The following is a 19,054-nucleotide window of genomic DNA, read 5'->3' as shown; positions in this document are numbered from 1 at the left end:
TATTAAGCAGTCTGTACAAAGAAAATTCCATCGAATGGTGCGTGAGCAGACGCGGGACCCCTTCGCAAAAATAAATAACCGTTTGCATCGGGAAGACCCAATATATCCCGATAAGGCTCAGGAAAATCTCCGGAATATATTTGACAAACCAGTTGATGTTCTTCTAGCAAATGGTCAATTCCTTTCACACCGTTTGGTACAGTGGGAGAGAAAAATGAAAATGCAGGGAACTCCTGATCGTCTAACTCCATCTCAATTAAACGTACGCCGCTTAACGGAATGGGTGGAACGGGACATACGGAAGTGAGTGGATGCGAAGATACCGAGACATAAGTGCATCCGGCAACAATATTCTCGTTCCATTCCAGCTCATCTCCCGTATAGGTTACCTGATCCAGAAAATATTCGGAGGCAGAGTAGGTTGAGAAGACCGAGATATATTTATCTTGTGGTAAAGATGGGATATGGACCTGCTGTGAAAGTGTATTGCAATTGATGGAGAACAGATGTAATAAAGGCTGACCCTCAGGGTTGAGTGGCCAGTCGGAAACGTATGCAGTCTCTCCACCAATCCACATGCCAGAGTCTTGGTTTGGATCATCGGGATCAACTGTAAATCGAGTAACTTTGTACATGAGAAACTCCTTTCAGAGTGTATTTTGGCTTTCCTATGTAACGTTGTATGTGTTTTTATATAACCATTCATTGCTTCGTTTCAGTATAAATGAGATGATGTGGAATGAGAATCAGTACAAGGTACTAACTCTTGCTTGAAGTAAATAAACGTATCATTAATTCAATGAACCACCAGAAATATTACAGATGAGAAGTGGTGACACATGTTAATTAACAAATACATAAGTGAAACGGGATTCTGCTCCCGCAGGGAAACGAACCGTTTAATTGCAGCTGGACGTATAACGATCAATGGCAGGGTATGTGAAAAAGGGGCGGAAGTTGAGCCTACCGATGTGGTCCTCATTGATGGCAAGGAGATTCCTCGTAATGACAGCGAACCTGTCTACATTGCTCTGAACAAACCCATTGGTATTGTCTGCACAGCAGCAGAACATGTGGAGGGGAACATCATTCAATATATGAATTATCCTTCTCGCATATTTGCGATAGGCAGGTTGGATAAGGCATCTGAGGGGTTGATTTTGCTTACGAATGACGGAGGCATTGTGAACAAGATGATGCGTTCGGAGCATAATCATGATAAAGAATATGTAGTGACTGTAGACAAACCCATAACTGACGAATTCGTAAAGTCCATGTCTGATGGCGTTGAAATTCTGGACGTGGTGACCAAGCCCTGCGAAGTGTATAGGCAAAGTGACAATGTATTTCGTATTATTCTGACACAAGGTCTCAACCTGCAGATCCGCAGAATGTGCAAAGCCTTAGGGTACCGAGTCCTGAAGCTGGAGCGCGTGCGAATTATGAATATTACGCTGGATCAACTCGAGCGGGGGCAATGGCGTCATTTGGAGCAAGAGGAACTGGAGATTCTGCTGTCTCAATTAAATGAGATAAAATGAATGACTTCTGCGCATGTCAACGGTGGTCAACCACGATGTTCAGTTTTATCAGTGAAAAATGAAGCAAACACTAACCCCTATGCGGATTAGTGTTTTTGTTGTTAAGCTTGTGTCCTTTTTGTTCTGAAATGTAAGAGCCAAATAGGGTTAAGGACGCACCGAGTACAATCACCCAGGTTATCTGCTCTTGAAGAATCAGTGCAGATGACACAACAGTAATGACAGGCACCAGATAGATATATACACTCGTTTTGATAGCTCCGAGAAGATTCACTGCCCGGTTCCAGGTCACGAAACACAGCGCGGAGGCACCCAGACCGAGGTATAGAATATTGGAGAGATTGGTCATGTTTGTGAAGCGTCCGGGTCCCCAATGGAATTCAAACAGGAATAGAGCTGGCAGCATGAAGATCAGGCCATAGAAGAACACTTTACGAGTCGCGCCAATGGTGTGATAACGAAGCTGGCCAATTTTCCGCATTAACACAGAGTAGATCGCCCATACCGCAGGTGCTATGAAAGCAAGCAGATCACCTATCGGATTCAGTTGCAGAATGAAACTGCCGTTCAGGGCGATAAGTAGGATGCCGCTCAAGGCAATCCCGAATCCGATGATAAAGCGGCGCGTTAACTTCTCACCATCTAAGAAGAAGTGTGCGAGTACGGCAGTAAAGAACGGTGCAATGGAGACAATAACACCCACATTGGAAGCCGTTGTGTACACCAGTGCTACATTTTCAATAAGAAAATATAACGTCACCCCACATAGTCCTGCCCCGATAAATAACCATTCTTCTCTGAATGAGGCGATCCGCAGTGAACGTGGATAGATCAATAACAGTACCAAATATCCGATCAGGAAACGGAAAAATAGAATTTCCACTGGAGTAAAGTCAATCAACAGAACCTTGGTTGAGACAAACGTAGTTCCCCAGATCAGTATAGTAAACAAAGCGAGTAGATGTCCGGTAGGGGCTTTAGTGTTTTGATGACCATGATGACTCGTCATACGAGGTTGTCGATGGTTCGTTTCAACTCCGAATCATGGTTGAAGATACGTCTGTATTGCTTCGGCGTCAGCCCGATCAGTTTTTTGAAAAAATTCGTGAAATGGCTCTGGTCACTGAATCCTGTCTGTGCGGCTATTTCAATCGGAAGCAGACCTTGTTCCAGCAGACGTTTGGCTTGATTAATGCGAATTGTCTCCAGATAACGGTAAGGTGATATCCCTTTCTGGCGGGTGAATAAACGCAGCAGGTGATACTTGCTCATCTCCGTCAAATCGGCTAACTCGTTCAGCGAGATGCTTTCCATGTAATGAGCTTCTATGTAATCACATATGCGTCTGATCTCCAAGGTAACATCCTGTGTGGAAACAGGCGGTTCAGCATCCGAATAATCTCGCATTAATTGATCCAGCAGAAAGAGTAACAATTCTTCTTTGCAGAAATCCGATTGCTCCTCCAGAATCATCTGATGAAGCTCGTGCAGGGAACCCACAAGTTCACTCTGATAGAGAACGGGGGATGTGAACCGTGGCAAGTAAGCTTGTCCAGTAATCTCTTTTGCATACTCTCGCATAATCTCAGGCTGGACGTTGATACAGCGATAATCGAGGGTTCTGCCATCGACCTGTTCGCAGGCATGAGGATCATGTGGATTAAAGACAATCATGTCACCACTATTCAGAATGTATTCTTCGTTGTTGCAGACGAGGTGTCGCTTGCCTTGTTCAATGAATCCAATGACGTAATAGTCATGAAAATGATTGGGAAACTTCTGCATAATGCCTTCAAATTGATAAGCTTCTAGCTGTAAATCGCTATCAAAAACGACAGTCCGGACTTCCCGAGTCATGATGCACCTTCTTTCTGGTAAGTTAAGATCATTATAGGTTGCAAAGAAGGAATTTTCTTGAACGATATTGCTATTGCTCGAAGTGTCTGATCGGACAGATATCTCCAAAAAACAAAATACCCGCAATCCCGGAGGGAAAGCGAGCCCTTTGCTTAGTATAGTTGATTCATGAGTTCAAACCTATATATAGGGGAGAAAAAATCTCTGGAACAATAAGTAATTGTTCTTAGTGTAACGTAGCGAGTGCTTCAGGTGTAAAAGCCTGTATCTCAGATATGCGGCCTTCGAGTATTTTGGCAGCCCACGCCGGATCACCAAGGAGTGCACGTCCCACAGCTACCAGATCAAATTCCGCTTGCTCATATCGCTTCATGAGTTCGCCCATACCTGGATGTGTTGTTTTATCTGCTCCAGCTTCAGACTCATCTGGCATGCCCACAGAACCGACTGTAATTGTGGTTTGACCACTCAGTTTTCTTACCCAACCTGCAAATCCAAGCTCAGATCCTTCGAACTCGGGCTCCCAGAAGCGTCGTGTCGAGCAGTGGAAGATATCTACACCCGCATCAACTAACAAACGAAGGAATTGTTCCAATTGTTCGGGGGTGTCGAACAGTCTGGCTTGATAATCATTCATCTTCCATTGGGAAATCCGCATCGCAATAGGGAAATCAGGACCTACCGCAGCACGAACTGCCATTACAAGTTCAACTGCAAATTGAGTTCGTTTCTGAAGGTCACCGCCATAGCGGTCCGTTCTCCTATTCGTTGTTTTCCAGAAAAACTGATCGATCAGAAAACCGTGCGCACCGTGAAGCTCAATTCCGTCAAAACCAATGCTTTGCGCATTGGCCGCTGCATCGGCATAAGCTTGAATCACTGTTGTGATCTCTTCCTCCGTCATAGGTGCACTTACCTGAGTACCCTCCATATCGAGTCCTGATGGACTAAGCGACGCGGCTTCCGGGTGAGGTTGAGATCCTGAAGGACGGACAATGCCCATATGCAGGATTTGCGGGAAAATCTTGCCGCCGGCTTCATGGACTTGTTTGACCACTTCAGCCCAGCCTTGAAGAGCTGCTTCTCCATACATATGAGGGATTCTAGGCTCACTTGATGCTGATGGATGCTCAATCGTCGCACCTTCTGTAATAATGAGTCCAACACCATGCTCGGCGCGTCGGCGATAATATGCGGCTACATCGGGGCCCGGGACACCATCCGGGGAGAAGGCACGAGCCATGGGGGACATAACGATGCGCGAGGACAGGGTTAATTTTTGAACAGTGTATGGTTGGAACAGAAACTCCGTAGAAATAACATTATGTTGTTGATTACTCAAACTAAGCACCTCCATTATTATGCACCATCAAGCGGGTACGAGTGCAATCTTAACAAGGTCTATAGGCATGCTCAACCAACAATCGGAGCATTTTGTTGCTTAAGCGAAAGACACGGATTATTGTATGGTGTCTTTGTACTTACTTTCACTTGTTGAACAAATAACACTTATCTATAATGAAGGAGTCTAACCAAATATTTTGTGTACAAAGGAGGATTGGTACATGTCTGGTGTATTGTCTCCAAACTCGAATGATCCGCGTGTGATTCGCACACGTCAATTAATTCTTGATGCGTTTTTAAACCAATTGAATCTTAAAAATTTCAACAGCATTACGATTCAAAACATTACGGAGCAAGCCACAATTAACAGGGCTACATTCTACGCCCATTTTCAGGATAAATATGCACTGCTTGAAGCCTTGTTATCGGATGCTTTTATGGAATATGTAACGAAAAGGGTGGACCCGGATGCCCGGTTATCAGCCGAAACCATACAGCAGCTTATATTTTCATTATGTGACTATCACGTCTCAAGTAATGGATGCATCAAAAAATATGAGACGGTTGCACCAATTATTGAAGAGAACATCAAGACTCAACTGGAGCAATTCCTTCTTGAATTAATGAGCAAAGTAGCGGGGGATGTAGATCCCAAAACGCTGAAAATTACGGCAACCATGCTAAGCTGGTCGATCTATGGAATGACCTATCGATGGAATATTGAAGGCGGGCAGGAATCCCCTGCTGAATTAGCCAACAGAGTGGTCCCCTATATGATGGGCGGATTGGAATTGTTGAATTGACTTCATTTAACGAAATTGCCTTACTATTCGAATGGACATTGGAGGAATAAAAAGATGTTTGAACATTTGGTTGTTTTTAAATTTAACGATAAAACTACACTAGCCAAACAGCAGGAATTGGTGGATCAATTACTCGCGTTACAGGAACAAATCCCGGGGATTGTCGCGCTGACTGCAGGGATCAATACAACGGAAGAAACGGACCGTATTCAAGGTTATACCATTGGATTGAGAGTGACGTTTGAAGATCAGGAGGCATTGCGCGCCTATGGTCCACATCCTGCTCATCAGGCATTTGTAGCTTCCCTGGATGGTTGGGTGGAAGATGTAGTTGTAGTTGACTATGCGATATAAAGGCGCGAAATTAGAGGTTTAACGAATATAGGAGTTGAAGATTCCCATGTGTTTAATTTTATTTGCTTACAACATGCATCCAAAGTATCCGCTTATATTGGGATCAAATAGGGATGAATTCTTTCATAGACCTACGGCTCAAGCACACTATTGGGAAGATCATCCTCATATATTGGCTGGTCGGGATTTGTTGAAAATGGGAACCTGGATGGGCGTAACCACAGAGGGGCGTCTGGCTGCTGTCACGAATTATCGTGATCCGAATGAAGATGTACATGCCATAGGCTCAAGAGGAGATCTGGTTGCTGATTTTTTGAAGGGAACGTCCACACCCAAGCAATATATGCAACATGTGGAGCAAAGCCGAAATGATTATCCTGGCTACAATTTGTTAGTGGGTGATCCTGACGACCTCTATTATTATTCTAATGTAGGTAATGTTGTGATGAAGTTGGAACCGGGAATATACGGGATTAGTAATCACTTGATTAATACGGATTGGCCGAAGGTGAAACGTGGGAAAGAAGGGCTGGAGAAAATCATCCAAGGGGAGGACGAAGCTACCCTGACAGAACAAATATTAGGTTTGCTGCAAATGGCAGACCCTTCAGTAGATGAGCTTTTACCCCATACAGGTGTTCCATTGGAATGGGAACGTTTGCTTTCTCCCATCTTCGTTAAAAGTGAGAAATTCGACTATGGGACCAGAGCTTCATCCGTTGTTCTGATGAACAGAGAAGAAGTGTTTTTTACGGAGAGGGTTCACCAGAACGGAGAGGTAATGGAGCAACGTTTTAACATCAAACCTCTTAACTCGACAAGCTGAGAATAGGAAAATTTGATGTTCTGACATTATGCATTTACATGAATCACTGAAGTTAAATCCAAAGTTCATGTTTCATTGCTTCTGAGTGTAAAGAGTACTTTCGTTATTTGTGTTAACTAATATAACGCGACGTAAACCGTTTGAGAGTACCTTTTGTATAACACGCCCAATTTTAGTTGGGCTCTTTATCTCTTATCACAATTCTATGTTATGAATCATGGAACTTCCCTGAATAGTTTATATAATGTGAATCAACATAACATGATTTTGCAGCGGTTCTGTTGATTCTAATTTCAGGGGGGCAACGTGGGATGAAAGAAACCAAAAAGATGAGAGTTTTTTCACTGGGGATTCAGCACGTACTCGCGATGTATGCGGGAGCAATTCTGGTGCCTTTGCTTGTGGGCAGAGCACTAAATCTGACTGCAGAGCAGTTGGCGTATCTGGTATCCATTGACCTGTTAACGTGTGGGATTGCAACATGGCTTCAGGCTCGGAAAGGGAAGTATCTGGGTATTGGTTTGCCAGCGGTGCTCGGAAGTTCTTTTGTAGCGGTGACACCTATGATTGCGATTGGATCGCAATACGGAATTCCTGCCATATATGGGTCGATCATCGCAGCGGGGTTATTTATCGTCATCTTTGCCGTATTTTTTAGCAAAATCGTCAAATTGTTTCCGCCAGTTGTGATCGGTACAGTGGTAACCATTATCGGTCTTGCGCTAATCCCAACCGGCATTAAAAACATGGCGGGTGGAGCAAACAGCGAGAATTTCGGAAGTTTGGACAATTTGGCGCTTTCATTTGGTGTATTACTGTTCATTCTAATCCTGAATCGATATGCTCGCGGGTTTGTTAAATCCCTGGCTGTTCTCCTTGGTATTATTGTGGGAACCCTCATCGCAGCCATCATGGGAAAAGTGAATTTTGCCTCTGTACAGGAAGCCTCCTGGTTCCATTTGCCCCAACCCTTTTACTTCGGATGGCCTACCTTCGAAATCGGCCCAATCATTACAATGATTATTGTAGGTACGGTGGTTATCATCGAATCTACAGGTGTATTTATGGCTTTGAGCAAAATCTGTGATCAACCGATCAACGAAAACGATCTGGCACGGGGATATCGTGCAGAAGGTCTCGCGTTTGTCCTTGGCGGCATATTCAATGCTTTTCCATACAATACATTTGCTCAGAATGTCGGTCTGGTTCAGCTCTCCAAAGTGAAAACGACCAATGTTGTAGTTGCAGCCGGAGGCATTCTGGTCTTTCTCGGACTTATTCCCAAGGTTGCTGCTTTTGCAACGATTATTCCGAGTGCTGTATTAGGTGGAGCGACAGTCGTATTGTTCGGAATGGTCGTCTCATCCGGGATCAAAATGCTGCAAAACGTCGACTTTGGCAAACAATCCAATCTATTAATCGTGGCTTGTTCCGTTTCACTTGGGCTCGGTGTTACTGCTGTACCCGACCTGTTTGCCCAGCTTCCTCAAAGTATTCGGATTATTGTTAGCGATGGTATTATCACGGGAAGCCTGTCAGCGATCCTGCTTAATGTCTTCTTTAACCTTGCTTGGAAAAAAGAGAGCTTGCCAGTACAGCCTGTACAGGCTCAGGAAGCACACACGTAATCCTTGTAATAACAGACGTGTCATCTGGTAGTAAGTAAGCGGAATAGATCCAAGATGGTTTTCTGGGAAGTGGAATGCAAGACAATGATTCCACTTGGCAAAGAAACCTCTTGGATTTTTTGGTGCTTACGATTCATGAGGAATGCAAAAGGCATGCAAATATGCTAAAGTTTCATCAAGAACATTTTAGATGTTCCCTACATTGAATTTCCATGCGACTACATAAATGAGCATCGGTTCACAAGGCTAAAATAAAACCAGGGGATATCCCTTGGGTACAGAAAAGGAGTTGTGATCACCATGCAACAAGAAACGTTGAACAAAGGGTGGAACTTGGAGAATAGTTATGCGCAGTTGCCGCAACCCTTTTTTACAAGTCAGGGCGCAGTGCCTGTTGAATCACCAAAGCTGATTATTTTCAATAGACTGCTTGCATCCAGCTTGGGTCTGGATGTGGAGTCTCTTGACAGTGATGAAGGAGCGGAAATTTTTGCAGGTAACCTGATTCCGGAAGGGGCCGAGCCTTTGGCTCAGGCCTATGCAGGACATCAATTCGGCAATTTTAACATGCTTGGTGATGGACGCGCTTTGCTTCTGGGTGAACAGATTACGCCACAGGGCGAGCGAGTGGATATCCAGCTGAAAGGTTCAGGGAGAACACCCTACTCTCGTGGAGGAGATGGACGTGCTGCTGTAGGGCCCATGTTGCGAGAGTATATTATTAGTGAAGCGATGTATGCACTAGGTATTCCAACGACACGCAGTCTGGCGGTGGTATCAACAGGAGAAAACATTATCCGCGAAACAGAGCGGCCTGGGGCCATATTGACCCGGGTGGCTTCCAGTCATATTCGGGTAGCAACCTTCCAGTATGCAGCCAGATGGGGGTCTATCGACGATCTTCGGGCGTTGGCTGATTATACGTTGCATCGACATTTTCCTGATGTTGCTCAAGCTGAGAATCGTTATCTTTTGCTCCTTCAGGAAGTGATTAAGCGGCAGGCGGCTCTCATTGCCCAATGGCAGCGTGTTGGTTTCATTCATGGTGTGATGAACACGGATAACATGGCCATTAGTGGTGAGACCATTGATTATGGTCCATGCGCTTTTATGGATGTTTACAATCCGTCAACGGTATTTAGCTCCATTGACAGGCAAGGTCGCTATGCTTATGGTAATCAACCGTATATTGCCGGGTGGAATTTGGCTCGTTTTGCCGAGACGCTTCTGCCGTTGTTGCATGAAGATGAAGAACAGGCTGTGCAACTCGCTCAGGATGCTATCGCACAATTTTCTGAATTGTACCATCATCATTGGCTCAAGGGAATGCGTGCCAAACTGGGCTTGTTGGATGAAGAGGCCGAAGATGAAGCGCTGATTAAGGATCTTCTTGAACTCATGGAGAAACATAGTGCAGATTACACCAATACGTTCCTGGCATTGACCTTTGATAGGTTGGAAGGGACAGCTTTGTTTGGCACGCCAGAATTTGCTGAATGGAATGAGCGGTGGCAAGCAAGATTGGACAGACAGCAAGAGGAGAAGGAAGTCTCTCGACAGTTGATGAGAACAAGCAATCCAGCCGTCATCCCCCGCAATCATCGGGTAGAGGAAGCCCTTGAGCGAGCGGAGAATCACGGAGACCTTAGCGTGATGGAGAAGCTTTTGGCAGTTCTTTCAGATCCGTTCGCGCACTCACCTGAGCAGGCTGAATATGCCGAACTACCTGCACAATGCAATACTTCGTACCAAACTTTTTGTGGGACCTGATTGAACAATACGGAAGAAGAGGCTGCCTTCGGCAGCTTTTTCATTTTTTCATTCTGTCATCGATGTTACTTTATAGAGGCAGGTGCATTCATGTCCAACATGTTAAGCAAACAACAATTGGCAGACATCCTTTTACAGCTTTTAGAGCGTACGTCTTTCCCTAGGGAACAGATGCAGAACTATGTTAACCGCTTGTTTGAGAGCTTTAAATGGGATGGGGTGCCCTATGTAGAGAGTGGAGAAGATACGTATATCGTTCGAATATACGAACGTGGTCTCGTCTCATTGGAGAAACGGGTGAAACATCTAGATGAAGTCATCTATTGGTTGCTGGAAGATATTATTTTCACTGCGACGCATGTAGGGTTGTTGGAAAGACATGGTGTGGATAATAAAGAGACGCATTTGAACTATACAAATGATGTGATGAAGGACCTGAACAGGGGTGTTCTGGAAGCCTTCCAGCAGATCGGTAATCCGTATTTACATTGGCATCAGACGGGTAAACGTCAGGAGTTAGAGGGCATGAAATAAATAAAAATGAGGTGTGTTACATGAGCGAGCAAGATATTAATGATGTATGGTATGACTATGCTGTGTTATTTGTCAAAAAAAAGAATGAATCTGAACAGGGCTGGGCTTCGTTGACTTCGAACGAGCAGGACATTGTTGCTTTATGGCTGTTAGAGGCGGATATCTTTAACGGCGGTTTTATTCAGTTTTTCTGTAACTGGGGGGAAGAGGTATACCGTTACGCGTTGCGGGCATTACATATCATTGATGCGACTCAAGTCGTGGAGATTATAACGTTGGCATACGGCTGTATTGAGCACTTGAAAGAGGATGAAAGGCTTACCGAACTGTGGGATATTCCTAAATTCTTGACCAAGGAACAAGAGCAGCATTTAGATGCGCTGGATCAGCAGTTTTGGAACAATGAGGATCAGATCGCGGAGAAAGCCTATGGTTATTATCACGGAAAATTGAACATGATGATTATATAATCTGGTTTCAACTATGCATCCGATCTTCTGTTCAAAGATTGCATACTTGGTCTTGCAATGACTGAAACGTTCGGCTATACTTGCTATAAATTGAATACATGAATCACGTTGATAGAGCGCAGTAGCGGCTTTGTCCCTGTTACAGAAAGTCAGGGGTTGATGGAACCTGATACATACAAGGGCTGCGAATTACACTCTGGAGTACTTGGGTAATGCCAAGCGGATGGGCAAACGATATATTGCCAAAAGTGGTATGGATAACGTGTTAAGCTCACGTGTTGTCCATGCAATTTGGGTGGTACCACGGTTATGATAATCGTCCCTGTGTCTAATGAAGACAAGGAGGCGATTTTTTTGTGTCCAAAAAAGCCGTTCCAGGGTGTTATTTCGTAATTTAACGTAGATCATGACTGAATCTTGAGGATAGAAAAGGGGTTATACAAATGAATATTATTGATGAACTACAGTGGCGTGACGCCATTAACCAGCAGACAGATGCAGAGGGACTGCGTGAGTTGACTGAAACCAAATCAATCTCACTGTACTGCGGCGTTGACCCTACGGGGGATAGCATGCATATCGGACATCTCATTCCATTCATGATGCTGAAACGTTTTCAACTGGCAGGACATCGTCCAGTCATTCTGATTGGTGGAGCTACAGGTACGATTGGTGATCCAAGTGGTCGGCAGGCAGAACGTTCTTTGCAAACGATGGAGCAAGTGCAGGAGAATGTGGATGCACTGACAGCACAGATGAAGAAGTTGTTTGTAACAGACGGTGATAATCAGGTTCGCATGGTGAACAACTACGATTGGACGCACAAAATCAATGTCATTGAATTCTTGCGTGACTACGGCAAAAACTTTAACCTCAATACAATGTTGGCTAAGGATGTAGTTGCGAGCAGACTGGAAGGCGGAATCTCGTTCACCGAGTTTTCCTACCAGATCCTTCAATCACTCGACTACCTGCACCTGTTCCAGAACGAAGATGTACAGCTTCAAATCGGCGGTTCCGATCAATGGGGGAATATCACGAGTGGTCTTGATCTAATTCGTAAAAAAGAAGGATCTGAAGCGAAGGCGTACGGTCTGACTATTCCGCTCATGCTCAAATCCGACGGAACGAAATTTGGTAAAACAGCTGGCGGCGCAATCTGGCTTGATCCGAACAAAACGACACCATTTGAATTCTACCAGTTCTGGGCAAATACAGATGACCGTGATGTGATCAAATACTTGAAATACTTTACCTTCCTGAGCAAAGAAGAAATTGAAGCTTTGGCTGAAAAGGTAGAGACAGAACCGCACAGACGTGAAGCACAGAAAGCACTCGCGGAAGAAATGACAAAATTTGTTCACGGCGAAGAAATGCTCGAACAGGCTAAGCGTATTACAGCGGCGCTGTTCAGTGGTGATATTCGTTCCCTGACAGCAGATGAAATCGAGCAGGGCTTCAAGGAAATGCCAACATTCGAAACGGACGGCGAAGCCAAAAATATCGTGGACTGGCTCGTAGATCTGGGTCTGGAACCATCCAAACGCCAGGCGCGTGAGGATGTCACTAAAGGCGCTATCTCCATGAACGGTGAGAAAATCACAGAGCTTGAATTCACAGTCTCGGCAGAGCATGCCATCGGCGGTAAATTCATCATTATCCGTAAAGGTAAGAAGAACTACAGCCTGGTTAAACTTCAATCGTAGTTTCCAAGAATTAGAACGTAACACAGAGACGTATAGAGACTACAATAGACGCACAAATAAAGCTACAAATACAGAAACAAAAAGACCGCCTTCCATCTCTGTCAGGCGACAGAGGGGAGGCGGTCTTTCGTATATCAGGCCAGTGAGTGACCTATCTTATTGATTAACGATCGCTGTGATCTCTTCATCCAGATCAAGTCGTACGTTCTCACGGTACGCCCGGATGTTGTATTCACTGTGCAGGTAACGAAGAATCGCTTCAATCATATTGGACTCCACCAGATATTGACTACGGCCTTGAATCCAAACTTCAGCGGAATAACCTGTATCTTCTTCCCAGCTCAGTTCTACGTTCACATCCGTTGGACGTACACCCTTACGTTCTGCCATATGAATACAGATTGCATTCACAATTTCATCCATGCTCAGAACCATAGAGATTAGTACCGTCCGTTTCTGTTACGGTCATCATCACGATCATTGCGACGGTCATAACGACCATCCGCTGCAGGTTTGCGACGATTGGAGATGGCTCTGAAGAGTGCCATAGCCAGCATAACAATCAACATAATTGCTGCAACGTTCACGAGCAATCCAAGGATGTTACCCAGAGCGCCCATGCCACCGAACAATCCGCCAAACATCATACCAGCAAGACCACCAAGCATCATGCCTTTCATGAATCCGCCGCCACCGCCGAAGAATCCGCCACGGTTCGTTGTAGCTGCTCCATTGCTGGAGTTGTTATTCGTATTCGATTTGCTTACATTGCTGTCGGATTTCTTAGGTGTATTGCTATAACTTTTTGTACCGGATTTGAATCCGCCACCACGTCTTGCATCTGCAGAATCCGGATTCGTTACTCCCACTGTTGCGAACAATAATGTAAAGGCCATAAATACCATCATTAGATGTTTAACTCCGAATTTTTTCTTCATTGTAAAGATCGTAACCCCCCGATTAATTTGTTTGAATCGCCCAAAAATGGGCCTTACTCATGTAATACGGTCAACTTGCAGGAACGTTTCAAATTTTATTAAATTTCTGAAACGCTTGGACTTGGGTCTTGAATTGCAGCTTGGCCATCAAGCAATTGGGTAACCCAATGACACCATTCCAGGCCTGTTTGTGCGTGCATTAACCCTTTTTGTACCAGGATGTAGCTTCCAAAATCTCGGTTGCCTACACGAAGATTATCCTGAGGTATACGTGACTTCAGATCCTCGAAATAACGTATGCGTTCCATAAACCAGCTTTTACGCTCGTTAAGAATGCGTCTCATGCTTCCGTCTTCCGCTATGCCAACACACAAAATACGCAAATTAAATTCATCGCGTGTAACCGGTGCGGTAACAGGAGTAATCATCCATTCCAAGAGCTTTTCAATGCCTTTTTCCGTAACTGCGTACATTTTCTTGTCCGGTTTGTCAGACTGTTGTACCCAGCGGGAGGCCAATAACTCATCGTTTTCCATCTTGGACAGGAGTGGGTAGATCTGGCTGTGTTTCGCCTGCCAATGTGGCTGGATCTTCAGCATCAGATCATAGCCCGATGACTCCTCGCGGGTAAGCAGCCCGAGCAATCCGTAGGAAAGTATGTTCATGCACATGTCTCCTTAATATTAGGGCTAGGTCAGAGAGAACAATCGTTTTTACTTTCTTTGACCGCTTTCATAAAAAGTGTACACTGAAACTGTATGGTTTGACAACCTGACAGAACAACTGCCTTAATTTAGACAAAAAAAAGTGCGAACCATAAGGTCCGCACTCCAAACCATTTAGAGAGATGCCTGTTGTCCATACCCCTCAGCGACAAGATCAAGCTCACCTGTGGCAGAATCGATAACCATGCCGTGGACGGGTACATTGGGAGGAAGTAAAGGATGCTTCTTGATCACTTCCACAGTATGTTTTACCCCTTCTTCGACGCTGTCAAACCCGCGCAACCATTTTTGCAAACGGATGCCTGAATTCTCCAGGGTTGTCATGACTTCTTCAGATACGCCACGCTCAACCATATGTCCAATCATGGTCTCAGCGTGAAGGGAAGCCATACCACATTCCGTATGCCCCACTACCAGGACTTCATCTGCACCCAGTTCATAGATGGCGACAAGTACACTACGCATTACACTCCCGAAAGGCTGAGAGATAATTGCGCCTGCGTTTTTGATGATTTTCACATCACCGTTTTTCAGGTTCATGGCCTTGGGCAGCAATTCCACAAGACGTGTATCCATACAAGTGATGATAACCATCTTTCTGGTTGGAAACTTGCCAGCCGTATACTTTTCGTATTCTTTGGTCTCGACAAATGATTTGTTGTAAGCCAAAATCTCTTGAATGTTGTTCATGTCCATTGCCTCCTGTTATCCAATACGACGAGCACGGCCACTTGCATATGATGCAGCTTGTCCTACGCGCCTTTGCTTTAAATAGTATTTCACGGTCAGCAGATGGCATTACTCCAACCCTTTAGAGGTTGTTCAAAAAGTCCACTTTTGATTACAAATCATGCCTGAGGGCATCATCAGCATCGAAGTTGAACGCCATTTCTATCTTCGCGGTAATGAAAACCAGACTTTTTGAACACGTATCTTTAGGAGAACAATGCATTTTTCATCTGTTAAAAGTTGATTATACGCAATGCAAAAAGTATCATCAATAGGGTATAACATTTTTTTTGAAGAGGTGAACGATAACAATGGATAAACAAACACAGGAACATTTGGAATCCTTCCGTAATCTGGCTCGTAAAATTAAGAGCTATCATGAAGCCATTGGTTTGCTTCACTGGGATCTGCGTACAGGTGCGCCGAAAAAAGGCGTTCCGACTCGTTCGGAGACGCTGGGTATGTTGTCCACCGAAGCATTCAAGCTGCAAACCTCGGCTGACATGAAGACTTACCTGGATGCATTAACGACTCCAGCAGTATTGGAACAGCTCGAAGATATAGATCGTCGTCTGGTTGAAGATTGCAAGAAAGAATATGATCGCAGTCAATCCGTACCACCGGAAAAAGTACAAGCATATACCGTGCTAACAGCCAAGTCTGAAACGGCATGGGAAGATGCCAAGCATAACAGTGATTTTGCAGGTTTCTCGCCTTATCTGACAGATATCGTTAAGCTCAAACAGGAGTTTATTGATTATTGGGGTGTGAAGGATACCCGTTATGATACGTTGCTTGATATGTATGAACCGGATCTGACGGTTGAGAAAGTGGACGCTGTGTTCGCCCGCCTCAAAGCACGTTTGGTGCCTCTACAAGAGAAGATTAATGCTTCAGAAAACAAGCCAAATACAGAGTTCCTGAATCAGTTGTTTGACACCAAACATCAGGAAAAATTCAGTCTGTTCATCCTGGAACAAATGGGCTATGACTTTGAAGCTGGACGATTGGACGAGAGTGTTCATCCTTTTGCAACGGGTCTTAACCCGGGTGATGTGCGGATCACAACACATTATCTGCAAGATGATGTAGCAAGCGCAGTCTTCAGTTCACTGCATGAGGGCGGACATGCCCTATACGAGCAAAATATTGATGACAGTCTGGCGGGTACCCTTCTTGCCGAAGGAACGTCCATGGGGATTCATGAGTCTCAGTCCCGTCTATGGGAAAACATGATTGGTCGCAGCCTGCCATTCTGGACACGTTATTACAAAGATTTGCAGCAGCATTTCCCGCAATTGAGCGAGGTTGAACTGGAAGATTTCTATCGTGCAATCAACCGGGTGGAGAGTTCACTCATTCGGATTGAAGCGGATGAACTAACCTATAACCTGCATATTATTATCCGATATGAGATCGAGAAAATGTTATTCAACGATGGTCTGGAAGTGAAAGACCTGCCAGAGACCTGGAATGCAAAATACAAGGAATACCTCGGTATTATGCCAATGAATGATGGAGACGGCGTTCTTCAGGATGTTCACTGGTCCGGTGGTGACTTTGGTTACTTTGCTTCGTATTCTCTGGGTAATATGTATGCAGCTCAAATTCTACATACATTGCGCAAGGAAATGCCGGAGTTTGATACCCTCATTGCCGAAGGTAATCTGATTCCAATCAAGGAATGGCTTACAGACAAGATCTACCAGTATGGTAGAAGTCGCACACCGTCCGAATTGATTGTTGCCGTAACGGGTGAAGAATTGAACCCGGATTATCTGGCTGATTATCTGGAAGCCAAATATGCCGAGATTTACAAGCTGTAGATATCCCATATATAACATATTGAATAACATTTCGAAGAGCTGAAGAGTCGGGCATCATTGCCCGGCTCTTTTTTGCATTTAAGTTCTTAACCTTTTGTTGGGCATCGGCATATCCATAATAGAGAGAAACTGCTGAAACCAGTGAAGGAGGGAAACAACATGAAATACACGCCATGGTTCGTCCGGGGAATCGTTATTCTGCTGATTATCATTGTGGCGCTCACCAGCTGTAATAAGGAAGAGAATGAAGCCAAGATTACGATTGGCGAAGTGACTCGTTCGGTATTTTACGCACCGGAGTATGTGGCTGTGGCTCAAGGTTTTTTTGAAGAGCAGGGACTTGAGGTGGATATTCAAACGACTGCTGGTGGTGACAAAACGATGGCGGCATTACTCGCAGGCTCGGTGGATATCGCACTGGTAGGAGCGGAGACGTCCATATACGTCTATCAGCAGGGAGCGGAAGATCCGGTCATTAACTTTGCCCAGCTCACCCAGACGGATGGTACATTTCTGTTCGCTCGTAACACAGAAGGCAGCTTCGATTGGGAACAACTGAGGGATTCCACATTTCTCGGTCAACGCAAAGGCGGCATGCCGCAAATGGCAGGGGAGTTCGCACTGAACAAACATGGCATTGATCCTCAAAGTGATCTGGAGCTGATTCAAAATGTGGACTTTGCCAACATTGCGTCTGCTTTCGCCTCAGGCACGGGGGATTATGTTCAACTGTTTGAACCCCAGGCATCCATCTTTGAACAAGAAGGTCGGGGTAAGGTTGTTGCATCGTTTGGCACAGAAGGTGGTCTTCTGCCTTACACCGTCTTCATGACGAAACAGAGTTATCTTAACGACAATAAGGATATCGTACAGAAGTTTACGAATGGTCTGCACAAAGCGCAGGCATGGGTGGATTCCCATACGGCTGAAGAGATTGCTGAAGTCATTTCTCCTTTTTTCAAAGACATCGATCCAGCCATTATGGTAAGCAGTGTGAATCGTTATAAGGAACAGGGCAGCTATGCAACGGACCCAATCATTGATGAGGAAGAGTGGAACAATCTGCTTGATGTCATGAGTGCCGCCGGAGAGTTGAAAGAACGCGTGGATTTGAATGCCATTGTGGATAATGCCTATGCGGAAGAAGTTACGAAATCAAAGTAATGGGGTATTCAGGAAAGGAAGTGAGCAGAATGCCTGAATCCGAAAGTGTGATCCGACTGGAGGGGATCTCTCAAGTATACGTCAGCGAGCGGGAAGCTTCCTTGGTGATTGAGGACTTGAGTCTGGAGATCCAAAAAGGAGAGTTCGTCAGTCTGGTTGGACCGAGTGGATGCGGTAAAACGACATTGTTGTCGATCATCGCCGGGCTGCTCACACCCACCCGAGGAGAGGTTAAGGTTAAAGGCAAACTCGTTGGCGGCCCCTCAGCACAGATTGGTTATATGCTTCAACAGGACTATCTGTTTCCATGGCGGACCATTCTGGATAATGCCTTGATCGGTCTTGAACTGACAGGCAGACTGGATGAACGGAGCCGTGAGCGTGTACGGGGACTGCTGGTAAGTATGGGGTTGGCCGGAACGGAGAATCAGTACCCATCAGAACTTTCAGGGGGTATGAGACAGCGAGTGGCTCTGGTGCGCACGTTGGCAACCGACCCGGGAATTTTATTGTTGGATGAACCATTCTCAGCACTTGATTATCAAACCAAGCTGCAACTGGAGGATCTGGTCTCGGACACGTTAAAACAGTTTGGAAAAACCTCTGTTCTCGTCACCCATGATTTGTCTGAAGCCATTGCGGTCAGTGACCGCGTTATTGTGCTTGATCGTAATCCCGGCCGCATCCGTCGTGAGTTTATCATCCCCGATGAAATTCGGAAGGCTCAGCCCTTCCATGCCAGGGAGCAAGAAGGATTCAATGCGTTGTTTCAGGCGTTGTGGAGTGAACTGGATCAGTCCGGGGGAGGTGAGGAAGACGCGTGAATCCAATGAATCCGA

The 19,054-nt window shown here is 45.2% G+C and carries 20 protein-coding genes and 1 other annotated feature; of the genes, 12 read left to right on the top strand and 8 right to left on the bottom strand.

Annotated elements, in window-relative coordinates; all coding sequences use genetic code 11:
* Positions 1 to 2 precede the first annotated feature (2 nt).
* On the bottom strand, positions 3 to 635 hold the full coding sequence (locus MHI12_RS18070; protein WP_405169946.1) for a hypothetical protein: 633 nt from the start codon (positions 633 to 635) through the stop codon (positions 3 to 5).
* Between the two features lie 204 nt (positions 636 to 839).
* On the opposite strand from MHI12_RS18070, the gene MHI12_RS18065 reads away from it, so the two are divergent.
* A complete protein-coding gene (locus MHI12_RS18065) occupies positions 840 to 1,541 on the top strand; it encodes a pseudouridine synthase (RefSeq protein WP_405169945.1) in 702 nt (233 codons plus the stop codon).
* A 70-nt stretch (positions 1,542 to 1,611) separates the two neighbouring features.
* Here MHI12_RS18065 and MHI12_RS18060 read toward each other — a convergent pair whose 3' ends face one another.
* The 3 genes from MHI12_RS18060 to MHI12_RS18050 form a co-directional block, all read right to left on the bottom strand.
* Positions 1,612 to 2,550, bottom strand: coding sequence for a DMT family transporter (locus tag MHI12_RS18060; protein WP_405169944.1), 939 nt, complete (start codon positions 2,548 to 2,550; stop codon positions 1,612 to 1,614).
* Positions 2,547 to 3,398: an AraC family ligand binding domain-containing protein gene (locus MHI12_RS18055; protein WP_405169943.1), complete on the bottom strand. Its 852-nt coding sequence runs from the start codon at positions 3,396 to 3,398 to the stop codon at positions 2,547 to 2,549. Before MHI12_RS18055 ends, MHI12_RS18060 begins: the two co-directional genes overlap by 4 nt.
* 226 nt (positions 3,399 to 3,624) lie before the next feature.
* Complete coding sequence (locus MHI12_RS18050; protein ID WP_405169942.1) at positions 3,625 to 4,740, bottom strand: NADH:flavin oxidoreductase; 1,116 nt, start codon at positions 4,738 to 4,740, stop codon at positions 3,625 to 3,627.
* Between the two features lie 223 nt (positions 4,741 to 4,963).
* Here MHI12_RS18050 and MHI12_RS18045 point away from each other — a divergent pair, with 223 nt between their 5' ends.
* The 8 genes from MHI12_RS18045 to tyrS all read left to right on the top strand — a co-directional run bounded on the left by MHI12_RS18045 (position 4,964) and on the right by tyrS (position 12,833).
* A complete protein-coding gene (locus MHI12_RS18045; protein WP_076317587.1) occupies positions 4,964 to 5,545 on the top strand; it encodes a TetR/AcrR family transcriptional regulator in 582 nt (193 codons plus the stop codon).
* Between the two features lie 54 nt (positions 5,546 to 5,599).
* Positions 5,600 to 5,899 (top strand): Dabb family protein, encoded by a 300-nt coding sequence (locus MHI12_RS18040; RefSeq protein ID WP_341007911.1) that lies wholly within the window; start codon positions 5,600 to 5,602, stop codon positions 5,897 to 5,899.
* A 46-nt stretch (positions 5,900 to 5,945) separates the two neighbouring features.
* Complete coding sequence (locus tag MHI12_RS18035; protein ID WP_405169941.1) at positions 5,946 to 6,725, top strand: NRDE family protein; 780 nt, start codon at positions 5,946 to 5,948, stop codon at positions 6,723 to 6,725.
* 311 nt (positions 6,726 to 7,036) lie between these two features.
* On the top strand, positions 7,037 to 8,353 hold the full coding sequence (locus MHI12_RS18030) for a nucleobase:cation symporter-2 family protein (protein ID WP_076328508.1): 1,317 nt from the start codon (positions 7,037 to 7,039) through the stop codon (positions 8,351 to 8,353).
* Positions 8,354 to 8,653: 300 nt separating this feature from the next.
* Entirely contained in the window at positions 8,654 to 10,123 is a 1,470-nt protein-coding gene (locus tag MHI12_RS18025; RefSeq protein WP_405169940.1) for a protein adenylyltransferase SelO, read from the top strand.
* 90 nt (positions 10,124 to 10,213) lie between these two features.
* Positions 10,214 to 10,657: an Imm63 family immunity protein gene (locus tag MHI12_RS18020; RefSeq protein WP_405169939.1), complete on the top strand. Its 444-nt coding sequence runs from the start codon at positions 10,214 to 10,216 to the stop codon at positions 10,655 to 10,657.
* 20 nt (positions 10,658 to 10,677) lie between these two features.
* Positions 10,678 to 11,127 (top strand): DUF4375 domain-containing protein, encoded by a 450-nt coding sequence (locus tag MHI12_RS18015; protein WP_405169938.1) that lies wholly within the window; start codon positions 10,678 to 10,680, stop codon positions 11,125 to 11,127.
* Positions 11,128 to 11,226: 99 nt separating this feature from the next.
* Positions 11,227 to 11,454: a binding site (T-box leader), on the top strand.
* 116 nt (positions 11,455 to 11,570) lie between these two features.
* Complete coding sequence (gene tyrS / locus MHI12_RS18010) at positions 11,571 to 12,833, top strand: tyrosine--tRNA ligase (RefSeq protein ID WP_036613950.1); 1,263 nt, start codon at positions 11,571 to 11,573, stop codon at positions 12,831 to 12,833.
* A 156-nt stretch (positions 12,834 to 12,989) separates the two neighbouring features.
* On the opposite strand, the gene MHI12_RS18005 is transcribed toward tyrS, so the two are convergent.
* The 4 genes from MHI12_RS18005 to MHI12_RS17990 form a co-directional block, all read right to left on the bottom strand.
* Positions 12,990 to 13,268: a YxcD family protein gene (locus tag MHI12_RS18005; RefSeq protein ID WP_017687903.1), complete on the bottom strand. Its 279-nt coding sequence runs from the start codon at positions 13,266 to 13,268 to the stop codon at positions 12,990 to 12,992.
* 5 nt (positions 13,269 to 13,273) lie between these two features.
* Positions 13,274 to 13,771 carry a hypothetical protein gene (locus MHI12_RS18000; protein WP_036613538.1) on the bottom strand — a complete coding sequence of 166 codons (498 nt, stop codon included), beginning with the start codon at positions 13,769 to 13,771 and terminating at the stop codon, positions 13,274 to 13,276.
* Between the two features lie 98 nt (positions 13,772 to 13,869).
* Positions 13,870 to 14,436 carry a PadR family transcriptional regulator gene (locus MHI12_RS17995; RefSeq protein WP_036613540.1) on the bottom strand — a complete coding sequence of 189 codons (567 nt, stop codon included), beginning with the start codon at positions 14,434 to 14,436 and terminating at the stop codon, positions 13,870 to 13,872.
* Between the two features lie 174 nt (positions 14,437 to 14,610).
* Positions 14,611 to 15,186 carry a carbonic anhydrase gene (locus MHI12_RS17990; RefSeq protein WP_100527356.1) on the bottom strand — a complete coding sequence of 192 codons (576 nt, stop codon included), beginning with the start codon at positions 15,184 to 15,186 and terminating at the stop codon, positions 14,611 to 14,613.
* 350 nt (positions 15,187 to 15,536) lie between these two features.
* On the opposite strand from MHI12_RS17990, the gene MHI12_RS17985 reads away from it, so the two are divergent.
* The 3 genes from MHI12_RS17985 to MHI12_RS17975 all read left to right on the top strand — a co-directional run bounded on the left by MHI12_RS17985 (position 15,537) and on the right by MHI12_RS17975 (position 19,039).
* Positions 15,537 to 17,051, top strand: a complete 1,515-nt coding sequence (locus MHI12_RS17985; RefSeq protein ID WP_405169937.1) for a carboxypeptidase M32 — start codon at positions 15,537 to 15,539, stop codon at positions 17,049 to 17,051.
* Between the two features lie 159 nt (positions 17,052 to 17,210).
* Positions 17,211 to 18,215, top strand: coding sequence for an ABC transporter substrate-binding protein (locus MHI12_RS17980; protein ID WP_341007905.1), 1,005 nt, complete (start codon positions 17,211 to 17,213; stop codon positions 18,213 to 18,215).
* Positions 18,216 to 18,244: 29 nt separating this feature from the next.
* Positions 18,245 to 19,039, top strand: a complete 795-nt coding sequence (locus MHI12_RS17975; RefSeq protein ID WP_405169936.1) for an ABC transporter ATP-binding protein — start codon at positions 18,245 to 18,247, stop codon at positions 19,037 to 19,039.
* The last annotated feature ends 15 nt before the right edge of the window (positions 19,040 to 19,054 follow it).

This window comes from Paenibacillus sp. FSL H8-0280, from assembly GCF_045040665.1.
Taxonomy (GTDB): Bacteria; Bacillota; Bacilli; order Paenibacillales; family Paenibacillaceae; genus Paenibacillus; species Paenibacillus xylanexedens_A.
This window is presented reverse-complemented; position numbering and strand designations above follow the sequence as displayed.

Excerpts from the sequence above, each read along its gene's own strand:
- MHI12_RS18070 (WP_405169946.1), bottom strand. The coding sequence starts at position 635 with ATGTACAAAGTTACTCGATTTACAGTTGATCCCGATGATCCAAACCAA.
- MHI12_RS18065 (WP_405169945.1), top strand. The coding sequence starts at position 840 with ATGTTAATTAACAAATACATAAGTGAAACGGGATTCTGCTCCCGCAGG.
- MHI12_RS18060 (WP_405169944.1), bottom strand. The coding sequence starts at position 2,550 with ATGACGAGTCATCATGGTCATCAAAACACTAAAGCCCCTACCGGACAT.
- MHI12_RS18055 (WP_405169943.1), bottom strand. The coding sequence starts at position 3,398 with ATGACTCGGGAAGTCCGGACTGTCGTTTTTGATAGCGATTTACAGCTA.
- MHI12_RS18045 (WP_076317587.1), top strand. The coding sequence starts at position 4,964 with ATGTCTGGTGTATTGTCTCCAAACTCGAATGATCCGCGTGTGATTCGC.
- MHI12_RS18040 (WP_341007911.1), top strand. The coding sequence starts at position 5,600 with ATGTTTGAACATTTGGTTGTTTTTAAATTTAACGATAAAACTACACTA.
- MHI12_RS18035 (WP_405169941.1), top strand. The coding sequence starts at position 5,946 with ATGTGTTTAATTTTATTTGCTTACAACATGCATCCAAAGTATCCGCTT.
- MHI12_RS18030 (WP_076328508.1), top strand. The coding sequence starts at position 7,037 with ATGAAAGAAACCAAAAAGATGAGAGTTTTTTCACTGGGGATTCAGCAC.
- MHI12_RS18025 (WP_405169940.1), top strand. The coding sequence starts at position 8,654 with ATGCAACAAGAAACGTTGAACAAAGGGTGGAACTTGGAGAATAGTTAT.
- MHI12_RS18020 (WP_405169939.1), top strand. The coding sequence starts at position 10,214 with ATGTCCAACATGTTAAGCAAACAACAATTGGCAGACATCCTTTTACAG.
- MHI12_RS18015 (WP_405169938.1), top strand. The coding sequence starts at position 10,678 with ATGAGCGAGCAAGATATTAATGATGTATGGTATGACTATGCTGTGTTA.
- tyrS (WP_036613950.1), top strand. The coding sequence starts at position 11,571 with ATGAATATTATTGATGAACTACAGTGGCGTGACGCCATTAACCAGCAG.
- MHI12_RS18005 (WP_017687903.1), bottom strand. The coding sequence starts at position 13,268 with ATGGTTCTGAGCATGGATGAAATTGTGAATGCAATCTGTATTCATATG.
- MHI12_RS18000 (WP_036613538.1), bottom strand. The coding sequence starts at position 13,771 with ATGAAGAAAAAATTCGGAGTTAAACATCTAATGATGGTATTTATGGCC.
- MHI12_RS17995 (WP_036613540.1), bottom strand. The coding sequence starts at position 14,436 with ATGAACATACTTTCCTACGGATTGCTCGGGCTGCTTACCCGCGAGGAG.
- MHI12_RS17990 (WP_100527356.1), bottom strand. The coding sequence starts at position 15,186 with ATGAACAACATTCAAGAGATTTTGGCTTACAACAAATCATTTGTCGAG.
- MHI12_RS17985 (WP_405169937.1), top strand. The coding sequence starts at position 15,537 with ATGGATAAACAAACACAGGAACATTTGGAATCCTTCCGTAATCTGGCT.
- MHI12_RS17980 (WP_341007905.1), top strand. The coding sequence starts at position 17,211 with ATGAAATACACGCCATGGTTCGTCCGGGGAATCGTTATTCTGCTGATT.
- MHI12_RS17975 (WP_405169936.1), top strand. The coding sequence starts at position 18,245 with ATGCCTGAATCCGAAAGTGTGATCCGACTGGAGGGGATCTCTCAAGTA.